This is a genomic window from Pseudoxanthomonas sp. F37 (genome assembly GCF_022965755.1).
In the GTDB taxonomy this organism is placed as follows: Bacteria; Pseudomonadota; Gammaproteobacteria; order Xanthomonadales; family Xanthomonadaceae; genus Pseudoxanthomonas_A.
Genome location: NZ_CP095187.1, coordinates 2,266,650 through 2,285,279 on the forward strand (window position 1 = coordinate 2,266,650; position 18,630 = coordinate 2,285,279).

An 18,630-nucleotide genomic window follows, 5' to 3' on the forward strand; every position below is an offset into this window, starting at 1 on the left:
CGATCTGCCGTTCCGCCCCGTCCTCCACCTGGTCCTGCACGTCATCGTGCCGCTGGCGGTGGCGCGGCTGTTCTGGCCGAAGGACTGGAAACGCGCGGCGCTGTGGATGCTCGCGGCCTGGGTGATCGACCTGGACCACCTGCTCGCCGACCCGGTCTATGCGCCCGGCCGTTGCAGCCTCGGCTTCCACCCGCTGCATGCCTGGCCCGCAATCGCGGTGTATGCCGGCCTGACCGTGCCGAAGAAGACCCGCTGGTTCGGCATCGGCCTGCTGGTCCATATCGCGCTGGACGGGATGGATTGCCTGCTGATGTAGCCCCTTCCCTCCCGCCGAACCGGGCCGGAGTCTGACCGGCACGTTCAGGTCCGGGCGCCCTGGGCGGGCAAGGCGGGTCACAAGCGCGTAGGATGGGCGGGCTTCACTTTCTGCGTCCCGTCCGACCGCCGACAACGTTCGCCCGCTGCGCTTTCCTCCATGCGTCAGGCCCCGCCGGGCAGACGCCCTTCCGGGAGCGCCCCATGCCGGCCACACCGCTGTCCCTCGTTTCCCGTCCCGCGGCTGGCGCCGCCTCGCCGCGCCGGTCCCCGGTGCCCGCATGAATGCCGTTGCCGCAGCCGCGGTCCCGCTGTGCGCGCGCTGCGATGCGGTGTGCTGCCGCCTGACCGTGGTACTGCAGCCGGAAGACCGCATTCCCGCGCACCTGACCACGCATACCGACGCCGGGCTGCACGTGATGGCGCGCGACGAGGAGGGCTGGTGCGTGGCCATCGACGCCGCGCACATGCACTGCTCCATCTATGCCACACGCCCCGACACCTGCCGCCGCTTCGTGATGTCGGGCCCCTACTGCCGCGACGTGCGCGAGGACTACCTCGACCGCACCTCACGCGGCATCCCTCTCATCTTGTACTGACAGGAGCCCCCATGGCCCGCCCCCGCAAGACCGCGCCCGATGGCGCCCCCGCAACCGATGCCTCCCGCGGTGCGAGCCGCGCCTTCGCGCGCCGCCCCACCGGCGATCGCGGCGCCCTGACCCACGATGTCATCGCCGCGGACCTGGACGCCTTCCGCCAGGCCGGCGGCACCATCGAGGTCCTGGGCACCACGCTGTCCTGGCGGAAGAAGTCCGTCTAGCGCCGCTGCCTGGCAGGGTCAGCCGGCGAACACCGGCTCCAGCATCCGGAACGTGCCAGCGTCGGCGTCCATTTCCACCCGGCCGCCGACCGGCACGATGAACTGCTGGCGGATGTGGCCGATCATCGCACCCCGGTAGGCAGGGATCTTCAGGGGCTTGAAGTAGTCGTCGAAGATCTCCGGCAGCGTCAGCGAGCCGTAGCCGTTGCCCGGGTCGCACTCGGTGCACTCGCCGAAGATCACGCCGGCCACCTGGTCCAGCGCACCCATCAGCCGCAGCGTGCTGAGCATGCGGTCGATGCGGTACGGCGCTTCGGACACGTCCTCCAGGAACAGGATCTTGCCGCGGAAATCCGGCAGGTACGGCGAGCCGGCCAGCGCCACCAGCACCGACAGGTTGCCACCCACCAGTTCGCCCTGCGCCTTGCCGCCGGTGATGGTGACGGTGCGGTTGCGGCGTTGCACCAGTTCGTCGCCCTTGTCGGTGCTGTTGCGGTATTCCATCTGTTCGCGCTGGAAGAACACGCGACGGAACTGGTCGGCATTGAAGCTGTTCCAGCTGCCGATGCCGATGGGGCCGTGGAAGCTGACCAGCCCGGCCTGCGACAGCAGCGCGTTGTGCAGCGCGGTGATGTCCGAATACCCCAGCAGGATCTTCGGATGGCGGCGGATGGCCGCGTAGTCCAGCAATGACAGCAGGCGCGCCGCACCCGAGCCGCCGCGTGCGCAGACGATCGCCTTGACCTCGCCGTCGGCGAACATGGCGTTGAGGTCGCCCGCGCGCTCGGCGTCGCTGCCGGCCAGATGCCCGCGCCGCGCCCCCAGATGCGGCCCCACCTTCACCTTCAGGCCCAGGGCCTCCATCGCTTCCTGCGCCAGCTGCAGGTCCAGCGGCTCGTCGGTGGCGGCCGACGGGCTGACCAGGCCGACGGTGTCGCCGGGATTCAGTGCCGGCGGCAGCAGGCGCCTGCGCGGCGCGGCCGCGAACGCCTGGGCGCCGCCGCCCCACGGCAGCATCAAGGAAGTGGCCGCCAGTGCCGCGGTCCCGAGGAAATGTCGTCTGCGCATGGCGCTGCCTGTGGATGGACAGCAGGCAGCTTAACAAGCCGGCGTGGGAGCGTCCCCGTCAGCGCTTGCAGGTGTTGACGCCCAGCAGCCGGTACAGCGGGCAGAAATTGAACAGGCCGGTGACCAGCGGCACCACGCCGACCCACGCCCAGACCGGTCCGCCCGCGAGCACCCAGCCGATCAGCAGCACCCCCACCACGATGCGGGCCCATTTGTCGAAACCGCCTACGTTCGCCTTCATCTGCGCACCCTCCTCCGATGATGGGCACAGCATGCGCGCGCCACGACCGGCCGGCATTGATCGCGATCAACTCCGCGCCGTGTCGAATCCGCCCTGCCCCGCTCGTCGCTCATGCAGGGCGGACCCCACCGATCCGCACGGAAACCTCCCATGCGCAAGCTCATCGCCGCCGTCATGATCAGTCTTGATGGCGTGATCCAGGCCCCCGGCGGCCCTGGCGAAGACCGCAGCGGCGGCTTCGCCCTGGGCGGTTGGGCCTGGCCCTACGCCAGCGACGGCGAAGCGATGGATGGCCTGTTCACCCGTCCCTTCGCACTGGTCCTGGGACGCCACACCTACGACATCTTCGCCGGTTACTGGCCGCAGGTCGCCAGCGATGCCCCGCATGGCGCCATCGCCGATGCCTTCAACGCGGCCACGAAACACGTCGCCACGCATCGCCCGGACACCCTGGCGTGGGCGCACAGCCATGCGCTGGACGGCGAGGTGGTCGACGCGCTGCGCACGCTCAAGCGCAGCGACGGCCCCGACCTGGTGACCCAGGGCAGCAGCGCGCTGCTGCACCAGCTGCTGGCCCGCGATGTCGTCGACGAATTGCGGTTGCTGGTCTATCCGATCGTGCTGGGCCGCGGCAAGCGGTTGTTCAACGACGATGCGCAGGCGGCCGCCTTCCGCCTGGCCGGCACGCGCGCCACGCCGACCGGCGTGGTCGTCAGCCGCTACGAACGCCAGGGCGATGTCCGCACCGGCTCGTTCGCCGACGGCTGAGCCCGCCGCCCGCCTCACCCTGTCTTTCCCACGGACGCGATGATCTGCCCTCGCTTCCCCAACCCTGGAGCGCTCCATGACCCCGAAGAACACCCTCTGCCTGTGGTTCGACCATAGCGCCGAAGAAGCCGCCCGCTTCTACGCCGCCACCTTCCCCGACAGCCGGGTGCAGGCCGTGCACCGCGCGCCGGCCGACTATCCCAGCGGCAAGGAAGGCGACGTGCTGACGGTGGAGTTCACCGTCTGCGGCATCCCCTGCATCGGCCTGAACGGCGGCGCTGCCTTCACCCACAGCGAAGCGTTTTCGTTCCAGATCGCCACCGACGACCAGGAGGAGACCGACCGCCTGTGGAACGCCATCGTCGGCAACGGCGGCCGCGAGAGTGCCTGTGGCTGGTGCAAGGACAAATGGGGCCTGAGCTGGCAGATCACCCCGCGCGTGCTGACCGACGCCATGGCCCATCCCGACCGCAGCGTCGCCAGGCGCGCGTTCGAAGCCATGATGACGATGGGCAGGATCGATATCGCGAAGATCCAGGCCGCCATCCGCGGCTGAGGCGCGCGTCCCCCAACCCGTTCGGCGCAGGCCCCGGAGGCATGGCGGCCGACGTCCAACAGGCGCTCAGCCGGAAGCGCCCGGCTGCGGAGGTGATCGGAGCGAAGGCGTCGCCACCGCCGGTGGACCTGCGGCCTGTCCGCCAGGCCCGTTGACGCGCGCCGGCAGGTGACTTCCGGCAGGTCCCGCGCATGACCTCTGCGCCATGACCGCCGCATACCGCTCTGTATACTCGGTCACGGTCGGCGGGCACTCTTTCCCGCCACGAATCACGGAGCGATGTCATGGGTCTTGTACAGGCGGTGGTGGGTGCGGTCGGTGGCGTGCTGGGCGACCAGTGGAAGGATTTCTACACGGTCCCGGCGGGCCTGCCGCCGACGGCGGCGCTGTTCGCCGCGGTACCGCAGGGCACCAATGCCGGCCGTGGCTCCAACACCAGCGGCTCGTCGAACATCATCAGCAACGGCTCGAAGATCGTCGTGCCGGAGGGCTACGGCCTGCTGCTGATGCAGGATGGCGCCATCACCGCCTTCGTCGCCGAGCCGGGCGGTTACGAATGGCGTTCGGACGACATCAACTCCAGGTCGATCTTCGCCGGCGACGGCCTGGTCTCCACCTTCATCACCCAGAGCTGGGAACGCTTCAAGTTCGGCGGCCAGCCGGGCTCGCAGCAGGCGGCCTTCTTCGTCTCGCTGAAGGAACTGCCGGACAACCGCTTCGGCACCCAGTCCGAGATCTACTGGGACGACGGCTTCCTCAACACCCAGGTGGGCGCGATCACCCGCGGCACCTACACGCTGAAGATCGTCGACCCCATCCTGTTCGTGAAGAACTTCGTGCCGGCCAGCTACCTGCAGCCGGGCAAGGTGTTCGACTTCACCGATCTGGACAACGCCGCCGCCAGCCAGCTGTTCAACGAAGTGGTGGGCTCGCTGGCGCCGGCCTTCAGCCTGTACACCAACGATCCGTCCAAGGGCAACCGCATCACCAAGCTGCAGCAGGATTCGCTGGGCTTCGCGCAGAGCCTGTCGGCGGCGGTGGAACAGGGCTACCAGTGGAAGTCCGACCGCGGCCTGGCCATCGTCAAGACCGCCATCGTCTCCATCGAGTACGACGCCAATACCCGTGAACTGCTGAAGACCGTGCAGCGCGCCGACGCGCTGGCCGGTTCGCGCGGCAATTCCAACCTGCAGGCCAGCGTGGCCCAGGGCATCCAGTCCGCCGGCGAGAACGGCGGCGCGGCCGGCCTGATGGGCATCGGCATGGCCTCCGGCATGATGGGCGTGGGCGGGCTGCAGCAGCCGGCCACGCCGGCCGCCCCGGCCGCGGACGATCCGGTGGCCAAGCTGCAGAAGGCCAAGCAGATGCTCGACCTGGGCCTGATTACCCAGGCCGACTACGACGCGCTGAAGGCGAAGGCTCTGGGCCTGTAATCCGCACACCGTCCATGTCCAACCCGAACCGTCCGGCGCCCCCGCCGCTGCCGCCGGCCCCGCCCACGGGGCCCGGCTCCCCGCAGGAGGTGCCGCCGCTGCCCGGCACCTTCCCGGTCGATCCCGCCACCTTGCCCGACGCCATCCGCGACGAGCTGCAGGCGCCCGATCCGGTCGCCATCGACACGGCCGCGGCCGAACTGCGCGACGGGCAGAACCACTGCCCGAAGTGCGGCGCCACCGACATCCGCCACAAGATCGGCAGCGACCTGCTGGTCTGCCTGTACTGCCGCCACGAGTGGGACGGCGCGCGCGTGGAGGAAGCCTTCGGCTTCGGCACCGGCCATGCCGAGCTGCGCGGCACGGTCATCGCCTCCGGCGCACGCGACATCGATGCCGATGCCGCGCTGCTGATGACCTTCAAGTGCACCGGCTGCGGCGCCGAGGTCACGGTCAACACCGAGAACGCGATGACCGCGCGCTGCCACTGGTGCCGGCACGTGTTCGGCGTGAACGAGCAGATCGCCAACGGCGCCGTGCCCGATGCGGTGCTGCCGTTCCATATCAGGAAGGACGACGCGGTCGCGCGCATCCGCCAGTTCGTCGACAAGCGGCGGATGTTCGCCCTGAAGGCGTTCAAGGAACAGTTCACGCCCGAGAACGTGGTGGGCGTGTACCTGCCCTACATGATCGTGGACGGCAACGCCAGCGCCGAAGTGTCGGGCAAGGGCGAGGTCCTGATCCGCCGCTACACGCGCGGCACGGACAAGAACAAGAAGACCTACTACGACGCCGACCTCTACCAGGTCGAGCGGCAGGTGGACTTCACCGTGGACGACCTGCCGCTGGAATCCTCGCGCGAACGCGGCAACCTCGATACGTCCGTCCACACCCAGAACATCATCAACACCATCCTCCCGTTCGACACCAAGAACGCGGTGAAATGGAACGCCTCCTACCTGTCCGGCTTCACCTCGGAGAAGCGCGACACCGACGTGGAACAGCTGCGCCCGCGCCTGGAGGACCAGTTGCTGTCCATCGCCCGCGCGCAGGTGGAGGATTCGGTGCGCCGCTACGACCGCGGCGTGCGCTGGGAACAGGAACGCCTGGACGTGCACGGCACGCGCTGGGTGTCGATGTACCTGCCGGTGTGGCTGTACTCCTACCACCAGCCCGGCAAGAACGGCGGCCTGCTGCACTACATCGCGGTCAACGGCCGCACCGGCGAAACCATGGGCAGCGTGCCCGTGCAGCACTGGAAGCTGCTGCTGGCCGCGCTGACGGTGGGCACATTCCTGGAGGGCATCGCCCTCGCGATCATCTGGGCGGGCGCATGAGCGACGACAACGGTCTATGGCTGCTGGCACTGGGCCCCGCGGGCGCCAGCGCGCTGTACTGGGCGCTGTACCGCTATTACCGCAACACCGACAAGTCGCACGCCTTCGAGCGGGAGACCGACGTCGTCGCCCAGCCGGTCACCGGCTCGGACCGCAAGATCGACGAGATCCGCGGCACCCAGCGCTCCGGCATCGAGGGCGACAATGTCCACGCCTACCGCCAGCGGGTGCAGCGCATTCGCGGCGACAGCGGCTAACGGGGCCGTTTGCGCAGGCGGGATGTCGCTTGCGTAGGCCGGGTTGGCGCCATCAACCCAGCATCGCGCGATCCTTGGGATCGCAGGATCCCTGCGACACGCAGGTCGGCTTGCAAACCCAGGTGCCACGCTCGATCGACGAAGCGCGCTGGGTTGGGCAGCCCAGTCTGCGAAAAGCGCAGCCTCGCACGCCGGCGGTTCCCGCTACGACAACTCCGGTTCTGCGCGCGCAGTGGCGCGGTGCGCAGTGCGGTATGCCGTGGGGGTGCACCCCATCGCGGCCTTGAATGCGCGGTTGAACGGGCCCAGCGAGGCGAAGCCGGCATCGCCGCTGATGTCGAGGATGGTGGCGGCGTCGTCCGCAGCGGCCAGCCGCGCGCAGGCATATGCGATGCGGTGGCGGTTGATCAGCTGGTTGAAGTTCCTTTCGCCCAGCCCCTGGGTGATCAGGCGGCTGAGCCGGTGTTCGGCGGTGCCGATGCGATGGGCGAGATCGGCGACTTTCAGTTCGTGCTCGCGGTACACCTGCAGCACGTCGAGCTGGCGCTGCAGGGCGCGCGCCAGCCGCGCATCCTCGTCGCTGAGCGGACCGGGCGTCGCGCGCGTTGTGGGCTGCGACGCGACCGTTGCCACCGGGGCACGGCGGCGATGCCACAGCGCGGCATGGGTGAACAGGATCATCGCCATCGCGCACAGCGGGACCACCCCGGCCCGCACCGAGGCCAGCGACGGCCAGGCGGCGGCCAGCGCCCCCAGCAGCGTGGCGGTCAGCACGCAGGTGGCGAACAGCAGCATGAAGGCCACGCGCAGACGGCGTTCGGCGCGTGGCAGCGACGACCAGCGGCCGCGCAGCGCTTCCAGGAAGGTCAGTGCCAGCAGGGTGGAACTGGCCAGCGTCAGCAGGCTGTCCACGCCCGCCACCCACGGCGACACGGCGCCATGCGCGCCCAGCGTGCCGCCCCGGTAGGCCGCGATCAGCAGCGCCACGCCGCCGGCGACCAGCACGTGCACGCGGGACACCCCGCCCTCGCCACGGAACAGCGCCCGCGATACCAGCCAGAAACCGTTGCAGGTCGCACTGCCGCCGATCGCGACCGCCCAGCGCATCCACGCGGGCGCGCCCTCCATCCAGGGCGACATCAGCGACAACGCCATCGAACCGCTGACCACCGCGAACACGATCTCGGCATCGCGCCGGGTGCGTTGCCCTACCAGCACCAGCAGCGACGCCACCGCCACCGTGACGGCGGCGCCGGTGGTGATGGCCTGCCAATCCTGCATGATCGCGCCCTCCTGATGACGGCCGAAGCGTGCAACGGCGCGGCCTGGGCTGCCAAGCGCCATCGGTCATGCCCTGCGCGACGCTGAATGCCGAATCGACACGGGCGATCCGGCTGGCCGAATTCCGAATCGGCAGGACGCAGGCGGGCCTCGCCTTCCATCGTGCGGGTCTTTCCCACCTGAGCCCCGCCATGCCTGCCCCCGCTTCCCTGCCCTTCCCCTCCCGCCTGCTGTCCCGCGGCGCCGCCGCCTGGTTCATCGCCGCCACCTTGGGGCAATGGGCGTTCGTGGCCTTCATCGTGCTGTTCTTCGGCGGGCCGGTGCTGGACGGCGAGCTGGCGCCGCTGAACGCCAAGCCGCACGTCACCGGCTACGTGCCGGGCGATGTGATGGGCAACCTGCAGTTCGTCGGCCACGCGCTGCTCGCCGGCCTGGTGACTTTCGCCGGGGCGTGGCAGCTGGTGCCCGCACTGCGCCGACGCTGGCCCACGCTGCACCGGTGGAACGGCCGGGTGTTCCTGTCGGTGGCGCTGGTGGTGACGCTGACGGGGTTCTATCTGGTCTGGGTGCGCGGCTCGCAGTTGGGCCCGGCCAGCAACCTGTCGATTTCGTTGAACGGCCTGCTGATCGTGGTCTTCGCGCTGCTGGCCTGGCGCAGTGCGCGCGCCAGGGATTTCGCGGCGCATCGGCGCCACGCGCTGCGCGCGTACCTGCTGGTGAACGGGGTGTGGTTCCTGCGCATCGGCATCATGCTGGCCGGACTGGTGCTCACTCCGCTGGGCATCAGGATCGACTACACCGGCGCGCCCTTCATCCTGGTCAGCTTCGGCAGCTGGGTGGTGCCGATGGCGGTGCTGGCGCTGTACTTCCGGGCGGAACGCTCGCGCCATGCGCGGGCGAAGGTGGCCATGGGCGCCCTGCTCTGCCTGCTGGCCCTGCTCACGGCCGCCGGCAGTGCGGCGGCGATCGCCTTCATGTGGTGGCCGGTGTTGTGATCGGCGACGCGTCGGCATCCGGCCACGCGGGACACTGTCGGCGCCTGCGCGTGACATCGGCCGTCCCCTGCACGCCACGCCGCGTTCGGGCACACTGCGCGGCCGTCACGTGATTCGGCCGCGCGCCCGCACCCCACAAGGACTTCGTGAAGACCCCTACCAGCCTGCTGATGCTGATCGACGAAGGCGTCATCGACGAGGTCCTGCGCCCGCTCAAGAGCGGCAAGGAAGCGGCCGTCTACGTGGTGCGGTCCGGCGACGACGTGCGTTGCGCGAAGGTCTACAAGGACATGGCGCAGCGCAGCTTCCAGAAGCGCGCGCAGTACCAGGAAGGCCGCAAGTCGCGCGGCAGCCGCGAGGCCCGCGCGATCGCCACCAGCAGCCGCTACGGCCGCAGGCAGCAGGAGGCCGAGTGGAAGAACGCCGAGGTCGACGCGCTGTACCAGCTGCGCGAAGCCGGCGTGCGCGTGCCGGAACCTCATGGCTTCTTCCACGGCGTGCTGGTGATGGAACTGGTCACCGACGCCGAGGGCTTCTCCGCCCCGCGCCTGGGCGAAGTGGAACTGACACCCGAACAGGCCCGCGCGTATCACGCCGTGCTCGTGCGGCAGGTGGTGCGCATGCTGTGCTGCGGCCTGATCCACGGCGACCTGTCCGCTTACAACGTGCTGGTCGGCCCCGATGGCCCGGTGGTGATCGACTTCCCGCAGGTGGTCAGCGCCGCCGGCAACAACGCCGCCCGCAGCATGCTGCTGCGCGACGTCAACAACCTCACCGCCACCCTCGGCCGCTGGGCGCCGGAACTGCTCGACACCTGGTACGGCGAGGAGATGTGGGAGCTGTTCGAAGCCGGCATGCTGCTGCCGGACACCCCCCTGACCGGCCAGTTCACCCCCAACGAACGCAGCGTCGATCTCGATGGCGTGCGCGATGCGATCAACGACGCGCGCGAGCTGGCGCTGATCCGCCAGCAGGGCCGCGAGGCGCAGGACGAAGATTGATCACGCCTGCCCGGCCGCCACCGCGTCGGCCAGCCTCGGGAACAAGGGCTTGAAGCCCAGGTCCTCGCGGATGCGCTGCGTGTCCATCACCGCCGCGAACGCCTGCGCGCGTTCCGGCGTACTGCCGTCGGGCGGCGGATGACCGACGGCGGCGAACAGGGTGGCGAGGTCCGGCGCTTCGTCATCGGCCACGTTGTAGACGGCATGCGCAGGTGACGCCACTGCCAGCAGGCGCATCACGGCCTGCGCCACGTCAGCATGGTGGCCGATGGACATGCGCTGCGCCGGCGGAAAGGTGCGCATGAACGGCACCACGTCGGCGATATGCGGATCCCCATCGCCGTAGACGAACGGCAACCGCAGGATGCGCACATCCAGGCCGTCGATGTCCCGCAGCATACGCTCGGCGGCAAACTTGCTTTGCGGGTAAGCATCCGGCGGCGCGCACGCATCGTCCTCGTGCGCAGGGACACCCCCGTTCGGGCCATAGACCAGCCCGGTACTGGTGAACACGAAGCGCCCCACCCCGGCATTGCGGGCGGCGCGCGCCAGATGGTGCGTGCCCAGGTTGTTCACCGCGTGTGCCTGCTCCGGCGTGGCGCCACGGAAGAACGCCGCACAATGCACCACCGCCTCCACCCCCTGCACGGCCGCCGCCAGCGACGCGGGCTGCATCAGGTCGCCGATGACAAGCCGGATGCCGTGATCGGGCAATTCGGCTGCACGCGCGGCATCGCGCACCACGGCACGCACGACGTATCCCTGCTGCACCAGCCGTTTGGCCAGCCTGCTTCCCACTTTTCCGGTCGCGCCGGTGATCAGTATGTTCATGCGGCCCACGATAGGCGGCATGGCGTGCTGCGCATTGGAAAAAACGGCCATCGCGTCCCGGTTTGCCGCGCGCCCGGCGAGGCGATCACAATGAGCGCATGTCCCCCGCCCTCGCCCGCTCCCCTGTATTCGCGCCCACGGCCGACCTGGCGCCGATCATGGCGATGACGCTGAGCGAGTATCCGCGCGACCGACAGCGCGTCGCCATGCCACAGGTGGAAGCGCAGATCGTCGTGCGCCTCGGCCCGACCCTGCCCGGCGGCGTCGACGTGCATGCGATGGGACCGCGCACGCGGGTGCAGCGCAAGTTCATCCGCGGCGGACAGCGCGCTGTGCTCGCGCGCCTGCGGCCCGGCACCTACGACGCCGCGCTGGGCCTCTCCGCCACCGAGTTGCAAGGCACGCCGGTACCGCTGGAAGCCTTGTGGGGAACGCCCGACGTCCATCGCCTGCGCGAGCAACTGGCGCAGGCGGCCGACATGCAGGCTGCCGGCGCGCTGCTGGAGGCCACCGTATCGGCGCGTGCGGCGCGGCGCACGACGCGCCATGCCGCGCCGACGTTCCTGCCTGCCGCATTGGAACGTCTGCAGTCCGCGTCGGTCGGCCATGTCGCACGCGAACTGGGCGTCAGCGAGCGCCATCTTCGTCGCGTGCTGCACGACACGCTGGGCCTCAGCCCCAAGACCTACACTCGCCTGACGCGCTTCGTGTCCGCCGTGCGCGCCGCGCAATCGCGTGGCGACGCCCACTGGGCTGCCATCGCCGCCGACGCCGGCTACTACGACCAGGCCCACCTGATCGCTGACTTCCACGCCATCGCCGGTCGCACACCGAGGGCACTGTTAGCCGAACTGCGCGACGGCGATGGTGATATCGCCGGAGCGCCGCGCTTTGTCGTCCTTGCACGCGATGCGTGATGCCCGATGTTCGTAGGGCGGGCCCTGGCCCGCTGTCTTTCGACCGAACGGTGACGCGGTAGCGGCCATCCAGACATCAACATGGCGGGCCCAGGCCCGACCTGCGTCACCACCCGAACAACCTCAGCGCATTGCCGCTGCGGATCTTCGCCTTCTCTTCGGCGGTCAGGTCCAGGCGCTCGAACGCCTCCACGGTGGCGCCCAGGCCGATCTGCGGGTAGTCCGAGCCCAGCAGCACGTGGTCCAGGCCGACGTTGCGCAGGGTCCAGATGAACTCTTCTTCCACCGGCGAATCGGCCACCACCAGCACGGTGGCGGAGATGTCGAAATACAGGTTCTCGAAGCCGAAACCGTCGGCGGTGCGGGCCAGGGCCAGGATGTTCCAGAAGCGGAAGTTCAGGCCGCCGATGTGGGCCAGGATGAACTTCGTCTTCGGCACGCGCACCACCAGGTTGAACAGTTTTTCGGTGTCGCCGGGCAGGATGTTGGCGTTGTCCATCAGCACGGTGATGCCGAGTTCGCCGGCACGGCGCGCGAGGGCTTCCACGCGCGGGTCGGCCACGTCGAAGCCCTGGGTGTGGGCGTGGATCTTCAGCACCTTCACGCCAGCGGTGGCCACGCGAGCCAGTTCGGCCAGCGCGGCGTCGCCGTCGTAGGGGTGCACGGTGGCGATGGGCAGTACGTCGGGGTGGGCGGCGGCCAGGGCGATCACCTTGTCATTGCCGGCGCGCATCCTGGGCAGGTCGCCCTGCCGGGCCTGGTGGGGACCGCCGAACCACATGGCGCCGATGCCGGACAGCTCCAGCCCGGCGGAGCGGACCTGGTCGCGGTATTCGCGCAGGGAGGTTTCGCCATCACGCAGGTGGACGTGCACGTCGAACACGGGCGTGGCGGCCACGGCGACGGGCGGGGCCAGGCAAAGCAGCAGGAACAGCGTGCGCAACATGCGTCGTCTCGCAACAAGGGGAGGCGCGCATGGTGCCATGGACGCGCGGGCGAAGCCTTCCACGGCCGCTCGGCCAACGCCGTCCACGCCGGACATCGACCACACCGGACGTATCCGTCGCCATCTTCTCTGCCTCTTAAACGACAGCCCAGATTGCAATAGCCATGACGTCGCCCACCCGCTAATGTCTCTGCTACGCCGCCCGCACCTCCCCCATGAAGTCCCCTCCCCCCGCACCCCTCACCCCCGCATGACCGATGCGCCGAGCCGCACGCGCGCGGCCTTGCAACACCCGCTGGACAGGGAAGACCTCCACATCAGACGGAACGAGCGCAGCATCGCCTCGCTGGTGAGCCTGCTGGTGCACCTGCTGTTCGTGCTGGCCCTGCTGTACTCCTCCAAGCTGGAACTGGCCCAGACCGAGAGCAGCAGCAGCGGCGGCGCCCGCGTCAAGGTGGACTTCCTGGGCGACACCACCCAGGACGACGCCCAGCCGCCTGTGCCCCCCACCGGCGCCAAGACCCCCCGCGAACGCCCCAAACCCCTCAAGCCCCTGGTGACCACTCCCGTCACCTCCCCCGTCGACACCACCCGCGTCACCGAAGCCGAAAACCCCGTCGCCCCCGACGAGGCCCAGCCCCAGCCCCCGGCCAGCCAACAGGCCATCGCCCCGCCCCAGAACCGCCCCCCGTCCAACCCACCCTCCTGGCGCCGCTCCGCCCAATGGGGCCAACCGCCCGGCATGCTGGCCCAGGACACCGCCCCCGAAAACTACGGCCCGACCGTCGGCACCGGCCAACGCCGAGGCGACCAACAGGGCAACGCCGCCACCCCCAGCATGGAAGTGGACGGGCACCAGATCTACTACGACCTGCGCAACGAACTGAAAGTCGCCGACTGGCGCGCCCAGGGCATGAAGGAAGTCTCCTTCCCGCTGCCCGGCCGCCGCGAACTGATGGTCTGCGCCCTGGAGATCGTGGCCACCCGCGGCTCCGGCGGCTGCCGCCTGCTGCAACCCGACGACCCCGCCCTGGCCACCATCGGCGACGCCCGCGACGTGGTCAACGTGATGCGCATCTATCGCCGCGGCGAGCTGATCTGGCGCGGACCGGGGGCGTACAGGTAAGCGTGGGCGCCCCAGGCGCGTGGGTATCCGATGCTGGGTTTATCAACCCAGCCTACGAAGCTCCTCGCTTCGCAGGGAGAGGGAACTCATCACGCTCCGCTACCCGTCGCACGCGGGCCGGGGCGGCAGGTGAACTGCGGATGCTGCCCGGTAGCCTGCGTAGGCTGGGTTGATAAACCCAGCACCGGAGGTTTCCGCGCACGGGATGCTGGGTCTGGCGACCCAGCCTACAAGAAGCCGACGCCGTCACCCGCCAAGAAAACCCCGCCGAGGCGGGGTTTTCTTGGGCCGCACGGTGCCTCAGTTGAGCCGCGCGCCCGGCTCGGGGCCTGGTACGCCGCGCGCGGGGTCCATCGCGTCGACGACGGCGAGGCGCTGCGCGAGTTCATCATCGCTCAGCACGCCCTCGCGGTGCAGCCACTTGAAACGGCTACGGTGCTGCTCGGGCGAATCGTTCTCCGGCATGAAGTCGTACTCGCTGCGCATGTAGCTGGCGCGGCGGGAGGTGATCTCGTCGAGGATGCGCTGGCCTTCGGGGCCGTCAATGACCAGCAGGTTGCCGGCCTCGGTCGGAATAATGGTGAAGCGCGTGGAGAACAGGTGGTAGGCGCCGTAGCACGCCAGGCCCACCCAGATCCAGAACGAGATCTTCAGCCCCTGCTCGCCGGTCAGGCTCAGGCCCGTCGTCACCATACCGAGCACGATCCACAGCAGGCCCACGTTGCGCAGCCACTGGTTGCGCTCGACCAGCGTCTGCCGATCACGGCTGATCGCCGAGTAAGGCACCGAGAACGACCGGCTGCCGGAGCTGTCCTGCACGTGGTAGTCCAACTGTTCGTCGCCGAAGACGTAACGCACCCGGTGGGAGTACTTCTTCTGACTGAGTTCCATGTCGGCCTCCCCGTGGCCTCTCCGATGGCCGGGGACTATAAGCGACCGCGCGCGACACGTCAGCCCTGCCTCGCGGCCCCGAAAGAAAAACCCCGCCGAGGCGGGGTTTTGCGTGGACCGGCTTACATGTTACGCCGGTACTCGCCACCCACGTCGTACAGCGCGTGGCTGATCTGGCCCAGGCTGTGGGTCTTGACCGCTTCGACCAGGGCTTCGAACACGTTGCGGCGTTCGCGCGCGGTGCGCTGCAGGTAGGCCAGGCCGTGGCCGTCGTGGACTTCGGGCACGGCGTGCTCTTCCATTGCCGCGGCGTGGCTGTGGTCGGTCTCGCCTTCCGGCGCCAACCCGTTGCGCGAGGCCTGCCAGGCGCGCACGTTGGCGATCTGCTGGGCCTTCTCTTCTTCGGTCGAGCGGATCAGTTCGATCTCGGTGGCGATCTCGCCGCCGTGCTCGCGCGGCAGGAAGGTGTTCACGCCCACCAGCGGCAGGCTGCCGTCGTGCTTCTTGTGCTCGTAGTACAGCGACTCTTCCTGGATCTTGCCGCGCTGGTACATGGTGTCCATCGCGCCCAGCACGCCGCCGCGCTCGCTGATGGCTTCGAACTCCTTGTAGACCGCCTCTTCCACGATGTCCGTCAGCTGGTCGACCACGAAGCTGCCCTGCCAGGGGTTCTCGTTGAAGTTCAGCCCCAGCTCCTTGTTGATGATCATCTGGATGGCCACCGCGCGGCGCACGCTTTCTTCGGTCGGCGTGGTGATCGCCTCGTCGTAGGCGTTGGTGTGCAGGCTGTTGCAGTTGTCGAACAGCGCGTACAGGGCCTGCAGCGTGGTGCGGATGTCGTTGAACTGGATCTCCTGCGCGTGCAGCGAACGGCCGGAGGTCTGGATGTGGTACTTCATCATCTGGCTGCGCTCGTTCGCGCCGTAGCGCTCGCGCATCGCTCTTGCCCAGATGCGGCGGGCGACGCGGCCGATGACGGTGTACTCCGGGTCCATGCCGTTGCTGAAGAAGAACGACAGGTTGGGCGCGAAGTCGTCGATCTTCATGCCGCGCGCCAGGTAGTACTCGACGATGGTGAAGCCGTTGGACAGGGTGAAGGCGAGCTGGCTGATCGGGTTCGCCCCAGCCTCGGCGATGTGGTAGCCGCTGATGCTCACCGAGTAGAAGTTGCGCACGCCGTTGTCGACGAAGTACTGCTGGATGTCGCCCATCATGCGCAGGGCGAACTCGGTGCTGAAGATGCAGGTGTTCTGCGCCTGGTCTTCCTTCAGGATGTCGGCCTGCACGGTGCCGCGCACGGTGGCCAGCGTCTCGGCCTTGATGCGGGCGTAGGTCTGTTCGTCCACCAGCTGGTTGCCGGTGATGCCCAGCAGGCCCAGGCCCAGGCCGTTGTTGGTCGGCGGCAGTTCGCCGTGGTACCGCGGCCGCGCGCGGCCCTCGAAGAAGGCGTCGATCTTCTTCTGCGCCTCGGCCCAGCGCGCGTCGTCGGCCCTGAGGTACTTCTCCACCTGCTGGTCGATGGCGGTGTTCATGAACATCGCCAGGATGATCGGCGCCGGGCCGTTGATGGTCATCGACACCGAAGTGGTGGGCGCGCACAGGTCGAAGCCGGAGTACAGCTTCTTCATGTCGTCCAGCGTGGGGATGTTGACGCCGGAGTTGCCGATCTTGCCGTAGATGTCCGGACGCGGCGCCGGGTCCTCGCCGTACAGGGTGACGCTGTCGAAGGCGGTGGACAGGCGCGCGGCCGGCTGGCCCACGCTCAGGTAATGGAAGCGCCGGTTGGTGCGCTCCGGCGTGCCTTCGCCGGCGAACATGCGAATGGGGTCCTCGCCGGTGCGGCGGTACGGGTACACGCCGCCGGTGTACGGATAGCTGCCCGGCAGGTTCTCCTTCTGCAGGAAGGTCAGCAGTTCGCCCCAGCCCTGGTAAGGCGGCGGCGCGATCTTGGGAATCTGCTGGTGGCTGAGCGAGGTGGTGTAGTTGTCGATGCGGATGGTCTTGCCGCGCACCTGGTACTCGTTGACCGGGTCGGTCACCGCCTTGTGGCGGGCCGGCCATTCGCGCAGCAGCTTCAGGGCTTCGGACGAAAGCGACTGGATGGCGTCGTTGTAGCGCTGGCGCAGCGTCAGCAGCGAGCGATCGGGCCCGTCGTAGGAGCGGGCCGTGCCCGCGATGCTTTCCGGCGCATCCGACGGAAGAGCCTCGCGCCCCTGGGGCGCACCTACAATAGCGTCGCTGGGATACAGCTCCAACGCCTTCGGCAACGAAGGATCCTGGAGATCCTTCAGCGCATTCCAGTAATGCTGGGCGCGGCTGGCGGTCTCGGCCTCGGTCTCGATGCGGCGGTTGATGCCGCGGCCCTGCTCGGCGATCTCGGCCAGGTAGCGCACGCGGCTGCCGGGGATCAGCACGGTGGCGCGCGGCTCCTTCAGCTCCGTGTCGATGGCGGGCGTCCACTTCTCGGCCGGCAGCTGCAGCTTCTCGCGCAGCAGGCGGCACAGGTTGGCGAACATCCAGCTGACGCCGGGGTCGTTGAACTGGCTGGCGATGGTGGGATACACCGGCACGTCGGCGTCCGCGGTCTGGAAGGCCACGCGGTTGCGCTTCCACTGCTTGCGCACGTCGCGCAGGGCGTCCTCGGCGCCGCGCTTGTCGTACTTGTTCAGCACGATCAGCTCGGCGAAGTCGATCATGTCGATCTTCTCCAGCTGGCTGGCCGCGCCGTAGTCGCTGGTCATCACGTACATGGGGAAGTCGACCAGGTCGACGATCTCCGAATCGCTCTGGCCGATGCCGGCGGTCTCCACAATCACCAGGTCGAAGCCCAGCGACTTCAGGAACGCGATGCAGTCCTTCAGCACGGCATTGGTGGCCACGTGCTGGCGGCGGGTGGCCATCGAACGCATGTAGATGCGTTCGCTGCGCAGCGCGTTCATGCGGATGCGGTCGCCCAGCAGCGCGCCGCCGGTGCGGCGGCGGGTGGGATCGACCGAGATCACCGCGATGCGCATCTGCGGGAAGCACGACAGGAAGCGGTTCATCAACTCGTCGGTGACCGACGACTTGCCGGCGCCGCCGGTGCCGGTAATGCCGATGACGGGCGTTCCGCCCGTGCGGGAATGGGGAGTGGGGAATGGGGAATCGGAGCCGCCGGCGGCCCATTGCTTGCGCAGCCTGGCAAGTTCCTGCTCATTGAAAACGCCATCCTCGATGGCGGACATCATGCGGCCGATGGCGGCCTCGTCATGGAGATCGGGCTTGGCGGAAGGCCGCCATTCCCCATTCTCCATTCCCGATTCCCGCGCGTGCTGCGCGCGCGCCACCACATCCTGGATCATCTCCACCAGCCCCATCTTCATGCCGTCGTTGGGGTGGTAGATGCGCTCCACGCCGTAGGCCTGCAGTTCGGCGATCTCTTCCGGGGTGATGGTGCCGCCGCCGCCGCCGAACACGCGCACGTGGCCGGCACCGCGCTCCTTCAGCATGTCGACCATGTACTTGAAGTATTCGACATGGCCGCCCTGGTAGCTGGACAGCGCGATGCCATCGGCGTCTTCCTGCAAGGCCGCGCGCACCACGTCTTCGACGCTGCGGTTGTGGCCCAGGTGGATCACCTCCGCGCCTTCGCCCTGGATCAGGCGCCGCATGATGTTGATGGCGGCGTCGTGGCCGTCGAACAGGCTGGCCGCGGTCACGAAGCGCAGCGGTGTACGGTCGGTCTGGGCGGCGGGAAACTGGCTGGCGGGTGTGCTCACGCGTGCTCGCTCACGGTACGAATTCAGAAGCGGGATTGTAGCCGCTCGCGCGTGAGCACCTCACCTTTTGCATACCAATGGACCCTGTG

At 68.8% G+C, this 18,630-nt stretch carries 19 protein-coding genes; 12 read left to right on the forward strand and 7 right to left on the reverse strand.

Annotation, left to right across the window (positions count from 1 at the left end):
* Positions 1-4 precede the first annotated feature (4 nt).
* From MUU77_RS10495 to MUU77_RS10505, 3 genes are all read left to right on the forward strand, one after another.
* Entirely contained in the window at positions 5-316 is a 312-nt protein-coding gene (locus MUU77_RS10495) for a DUF6122 family protein (RefSeq protein WP_345779076.1), read from the forward strand.
* A 280-nt stretch (positions 317-596) separates the two neighbouring features.
* A complete protein-coding gene (locus MUU77_RS10500; RefSeq protein WP_245086437.1) occupies positions 597-914 on the forward strand; it encodes a YkgJ family cysteine cluster protein in 318 nt (105 codons plus the stop codon).
* Between the two features lie 11 nt (positions 915-925).
* A complete protein-coding gene (locus MUU77_RS10505; RefSeq protein ID WP_245086439.1) occupies positions 926-1,135 on the forward strand; it encodes a hypothetical protein in 210 nt (69 codons plus the stop codon).
* Between the two features lie 18 nt (positions 1,136-1,153).
* Here the strand turns inward: MUU77_RS10505 and MUU77_RS10510 are convergent, their stop codons facing one another.
* Both MUU77_RS10510 and MUU77_RS10515 read right to left on the reverse strand, forming a co-directional pair.
* A complete protein-coding gene (locus tag MUU77_RS10510) occupies positions 1,154-2,152 on the reverse strand; it encodes an LD-carboxypeptidase (RefSeq protein ID WP_245086443.1) in 999 nt (332 codons plus the stop codon).
* Positions 2,153-2,261: 109 nt separating this feature from the next.
* Positions 2,262-2,444 (reverse strand): DUF2892 domain-containing protein, encoded by a 183-nt coding sequence (locus MUU77_RS10515; protein ID WP_245086446.1) that lies wholly within the window; start codon positions 2,442-2,444, stop codon positions 2,262-2,264.
* Between the two features lie 150 nt (positions 2,445-2,594).
* On the opposite strand from MUU77_RS10515, the gene MUU77_RS10520 reads away from it, so the two are divergent.
* The 5 genes from MUU77_RS10520 (at position 2,595) to MUU77_RS10540 (ending at position 6,795) form a co-directional block, all read left to right on the forward strand.
* Complete coding sequence (locus MUU77_RS10520; RefSeq protein WP_245086449.1) at positions 2,595-3,212, forward strand: dihydrofolate reductase family protein; 618 nt, start codon at positions 2,595-2,597, stop codon at positions 3,210-3,212.
* Positions 3,213-3,288: 76 nt separating this feature from the next.
* Positions 3,289-3,768 carry a VOC family protein gene (locus MUU77_RS10525; protein WP_245086451.1) on the forward strand — a complete coding sequence of 160 codons (480 nt, stop codon included), beginning with the start codon at positions 3,289-3,291 and terminating at the stop codon, positions 3,766-3,768.
* A gap of 284 nt (positions 3,769-4,052) precedes the next feature.
* The gene (locus MUU77_RS10530) at positions 4,053-5,201 is read left to right on the forward strand and encodes an SPFH domain-containing protein (protein WP_245086453.1); all 1,149 of its coding nucleotides are present in this window, start codon (positions 4,053-4,055) and stop codon (positions 5,199-5,201) included.
* A gap of 14 nt (positions 5,202-5,215) precedes the next feature.
* Positions 5,216-6,538 carry a TFIIB-type zinc ribbon-containing protein gene (locus MUU77_RS10535; protein WP_245086456.1) on the forward strand — a complete coding sequence of 441 codons (1,323 nt, stop codon included), beginning with the start codon at positions 5,216-5,218 and terminating at the stop codon, positions 6,536-6,538.
* Positions 6,535-6,795, forward strand: coding sequence for a hypothetical protein (locus MUU77_RS10540; protein WP_245086459.1), 261 nt, complete (start codon positions 6,535-6,537; stop codon positions 6,793-6,795). Before MUU77_RS10535 ends, MUU77_RS10540 begins: the two co-directional genes overlap by 4 nt.
* Positions 6,796-6,999: 204 nt before the next feature.
* Here MUU77_RS10540 and MUU77_RS10545 read toward each other — a convergent pair whose 3' ends face one another.
* Positions 7,000-8,076 carry an AraC family transcriptional regulator gene (locus MUU77_RS10545; RefSeq protein WP_245086462.1) on the reverse strand — a complete coding sequence of 359 codons (1,077 nt, stop codon included), beginning with the start codon at positions 8,074-8,076 and terminating at the stop codon, positions 7,000-7,002.
* A 191-nt stretch (positions 8,077-8,267) separates the two neighbouring features.
* Between MUU77_RS10545 and MUU77_RS10550 the strand changes: the two genes are divergently transcribed.
* Both MUU77_RS10550 and MUU77_RS10555 read left to right on the forward strand, forming a co-directional pair.
* Positions 8,268-9,071, forward strand: coding sequence for a DUF2306 domain-containing protein (locus MUU77_RS10550; RefSeq protein WP_245086464.1), 804 nt, complete (start codon positions 8,268-8,270; stop codon positions 9,069-9,071).
* A 146-nt stretch (positions 9,072-9,217) separates the two neighbouring features.
* Positions 9,218-10,072: a PA4780 family RIO1-like protein kinase gene (locus tag MUU77_RS10555; RefSeq protein WP_245086467.1), complete on the forward strand. Its 855-nt coding sequence runs from the start codon at positions 9,218-9,220 to the stop codon at positions 10,070-10,072.
* On the opposite strand, the gene MUU77_RS10560 is transcribed toward MUU77_RS10555, so the two are convergent.
* Positions 10,073-10,903, reverse strand: coding sequence for an NAD-dependent epimerase/dehydratase family protein (locus MUU77_RS10560; protein WP_245086470.1), 831 nt, complete (start codon positions 10,901-10,903; stop codon positions 10,073-10,075).
* 98 nt (positions 10,904-11,001) lie between these two features.
* Here MUU77_RS10560 and MUU77_RS10565 point away from each other — a divergent pair, with 98 nt between their 5' ends.
* Complete coding sequence (locus tag MUU77_RS10565; protein WP_245086473.1) at positions 11,002-11,820, forward strand: helix-turn-helix domain-containing protein; 819 nt, start codon at positions 11,002-11,004, stop codon at positions 11,818-11,820.
* Positions 11,821-11,926: 106 nt separating this feature from the next.
* On the opposite strand, the gene MUU77_RS10570 is transcribed toward MUU77_RS10565, so the two are convergent.
* The gene (locus MUU77_RS10570; protein ID WP_245086476.1) at positions 11,927-12,766 is read right to left on the reverse strand and encodes an amidohydrolase family protein; all 840 of its coding nucleotides are present in this window, start codon (positions 12,764-12,766) and stop codon (positions 11,927-11,929) included.
* Between the two features lie 250 nt (positions 12,767-13,016).
* Between MUU77_RS10570 and MUU77_RS10575 the strand changes: the two genes are divergently transcribed.
* The gene (locus MUU77_RS10575) at positions 13,017-13,892 is read left to right on the forward strand and encodes a type II toxin-antitoxin system RelE/ParE family toxin (protein WP_245086478.1); all 876 of its coding nucleotides are present in this window, start codon (positions 13,017-13,019) and stop codon (positions 13,890-13,892) included.
* Between the two features lie 300 nt (positions 13,893-14,192).
* On the opposite strand, the gene MUU77_RS10580 is transcribed toward MUU77_RS10575, so the two are convergent.
* Together MUU77_RS10580 and MUU77_RS10585 are read right to left on the reverse strand one after the other, a co-directional pair.
* Positions 14,193-14,783, reverse strand: a complete 591-nt coding sequence (locus tag MUU77_RS10580) for a hypothetical protein (RefSeq protein WP_245086481.1) — start codon at positions 14,781-14,783, stop codon at positions 14,193-14,195.
* Positions 14,784-14,905: 122 nt separating this feature from the next.
* Positions 14,906-18,541 carry a methylmalonyl-CoA mutase family protein gene (locus MUU77_RS10585; protein WP_245086484.1) on the reverse strand — a complete coding sequence of 1,212 codons (3,636 nt, stop codon included), beginning with the start codon at positions 18,539-18,541 and terminating at the stop codon, positions 14,906-14,908.
* Between the last annotated feature and the right edge of the window lie 89 nt (positions 18,542-18,630).

Bases quoted from the DNA above. Each gene is read 5' to 3' on its own strand.
- MUU77_RS10560 (WP_245086470.1), bottom strand. From the start codon at position 10,903: ATGAACATACTGATCACCGGCGCGACCGGAAAAGTGGGAAGCAGGCTG.
- MUU77_RS10535 (WP_245086456.1), top strand. From the start codon at position 5,216: ATGTCCAACCCGAACCGTCCGGCGCCCCCGCCGCTGCCGCCGGCCCCG.
- MUU77_RS10540 (WP_245086459.1), top strand. From the start codon at position 6,535: ATGAGCGACGACAACGGTCTATGGCTGCTGGCACTGGGCCCCGCGGGC.
- MUU77_RS10510 (WP_245086443.1), bottom strand. From the start codon at position 2,152: ATGCTGCCGTGGGGCGGCGGCGCCCAGGCGTTCGCGGCCGCGCCGCGC.
- MUU77_RS10520 (WP_245086449.1), top strand. From the start codon at position 2,595: ATGCGCAAGCTCATCGCCGCCGTCATGATCAGTCTTGATGGCGTGATC.
- MUU77_RS10550 (WP_245086464.1), top strand. From the start codon at position 8,268: ATGCCTGCCCCCGCTTCCCTGCCCTTCCCCTCCCGCCTGCTGTCCCGC.
- MUU77_RS10530 (WP_245086453.1), top strand. From the start codon at position 4,053: ATGGGTCTTGTACAGGCGGTGGTGGGTGCGGTCGGTGGCGTGCTGGGC.
- MUU77_RS10515 (WP_245086446.1), bottom strand. From the start codon at position 2,444: ATGAAGGCGAACGTAGGCGGTTTCGACAAATGGGCCCGCATCGTGGTG.
- MUU77_RS10580 (WP_245086481.1), bottom strand. From the start codon at position 14,783: ATGGAACTCAGTCAGAAGAAGTACTCCCACCGGGTGCGTTACGTCTTC.
- MUU77_RS10575 (WP_245086478.1), top strand. From the start codon at position 13,017: ATGACCGATGCGCCGAGCCGCACGCGCGCGGCCTTGCAACACCCGCTG.
- MUU77_RS10525 (WP_245086451.1), top strand. From the start codon at position 3,289: ATGACCCCGAAGAACACCCTCTGCCTGTGGTTCGACCATAGCGCCGAA.
- MUU77_RS10545 (WP_245086462.1), bottom strand. From the start codon at position 8,076: ATGCAGGATTGGCAGGCCATCACCACCGGCGCCGCCGTCACGGTGGCG.
- MUU77_RS10505 (WP_245086439.1), top strand. From the start codon at position 926: ATGGCCCGCCCCCGCAAGACCGCGCCCGATGGCGCCCCCGCAACCGAT.
- MUU77_RS10570 (WP_245086476.1), bottom strand. From the start codon at position 12,766: ATGTTGCGCACGCTGTTCCTGCTGCTTTGCCTGGCCCCGCCCGTCGCC.
- MUU77_RS10565 (WP_245086473.1), top strand. From the start codon at position 11,002: ATGTCCCCCGCCCTCGCCCGCTCCCCTGTATTCGCGCCCACGGCCGAC.
- MUU77_RS10500 (WP_245086437.1), top strand. From the start codon at position 597: ATGAATGCCGTTGCCGCAGCCGCGGTCCCGCTGTGCGCGCGCTGCGAT.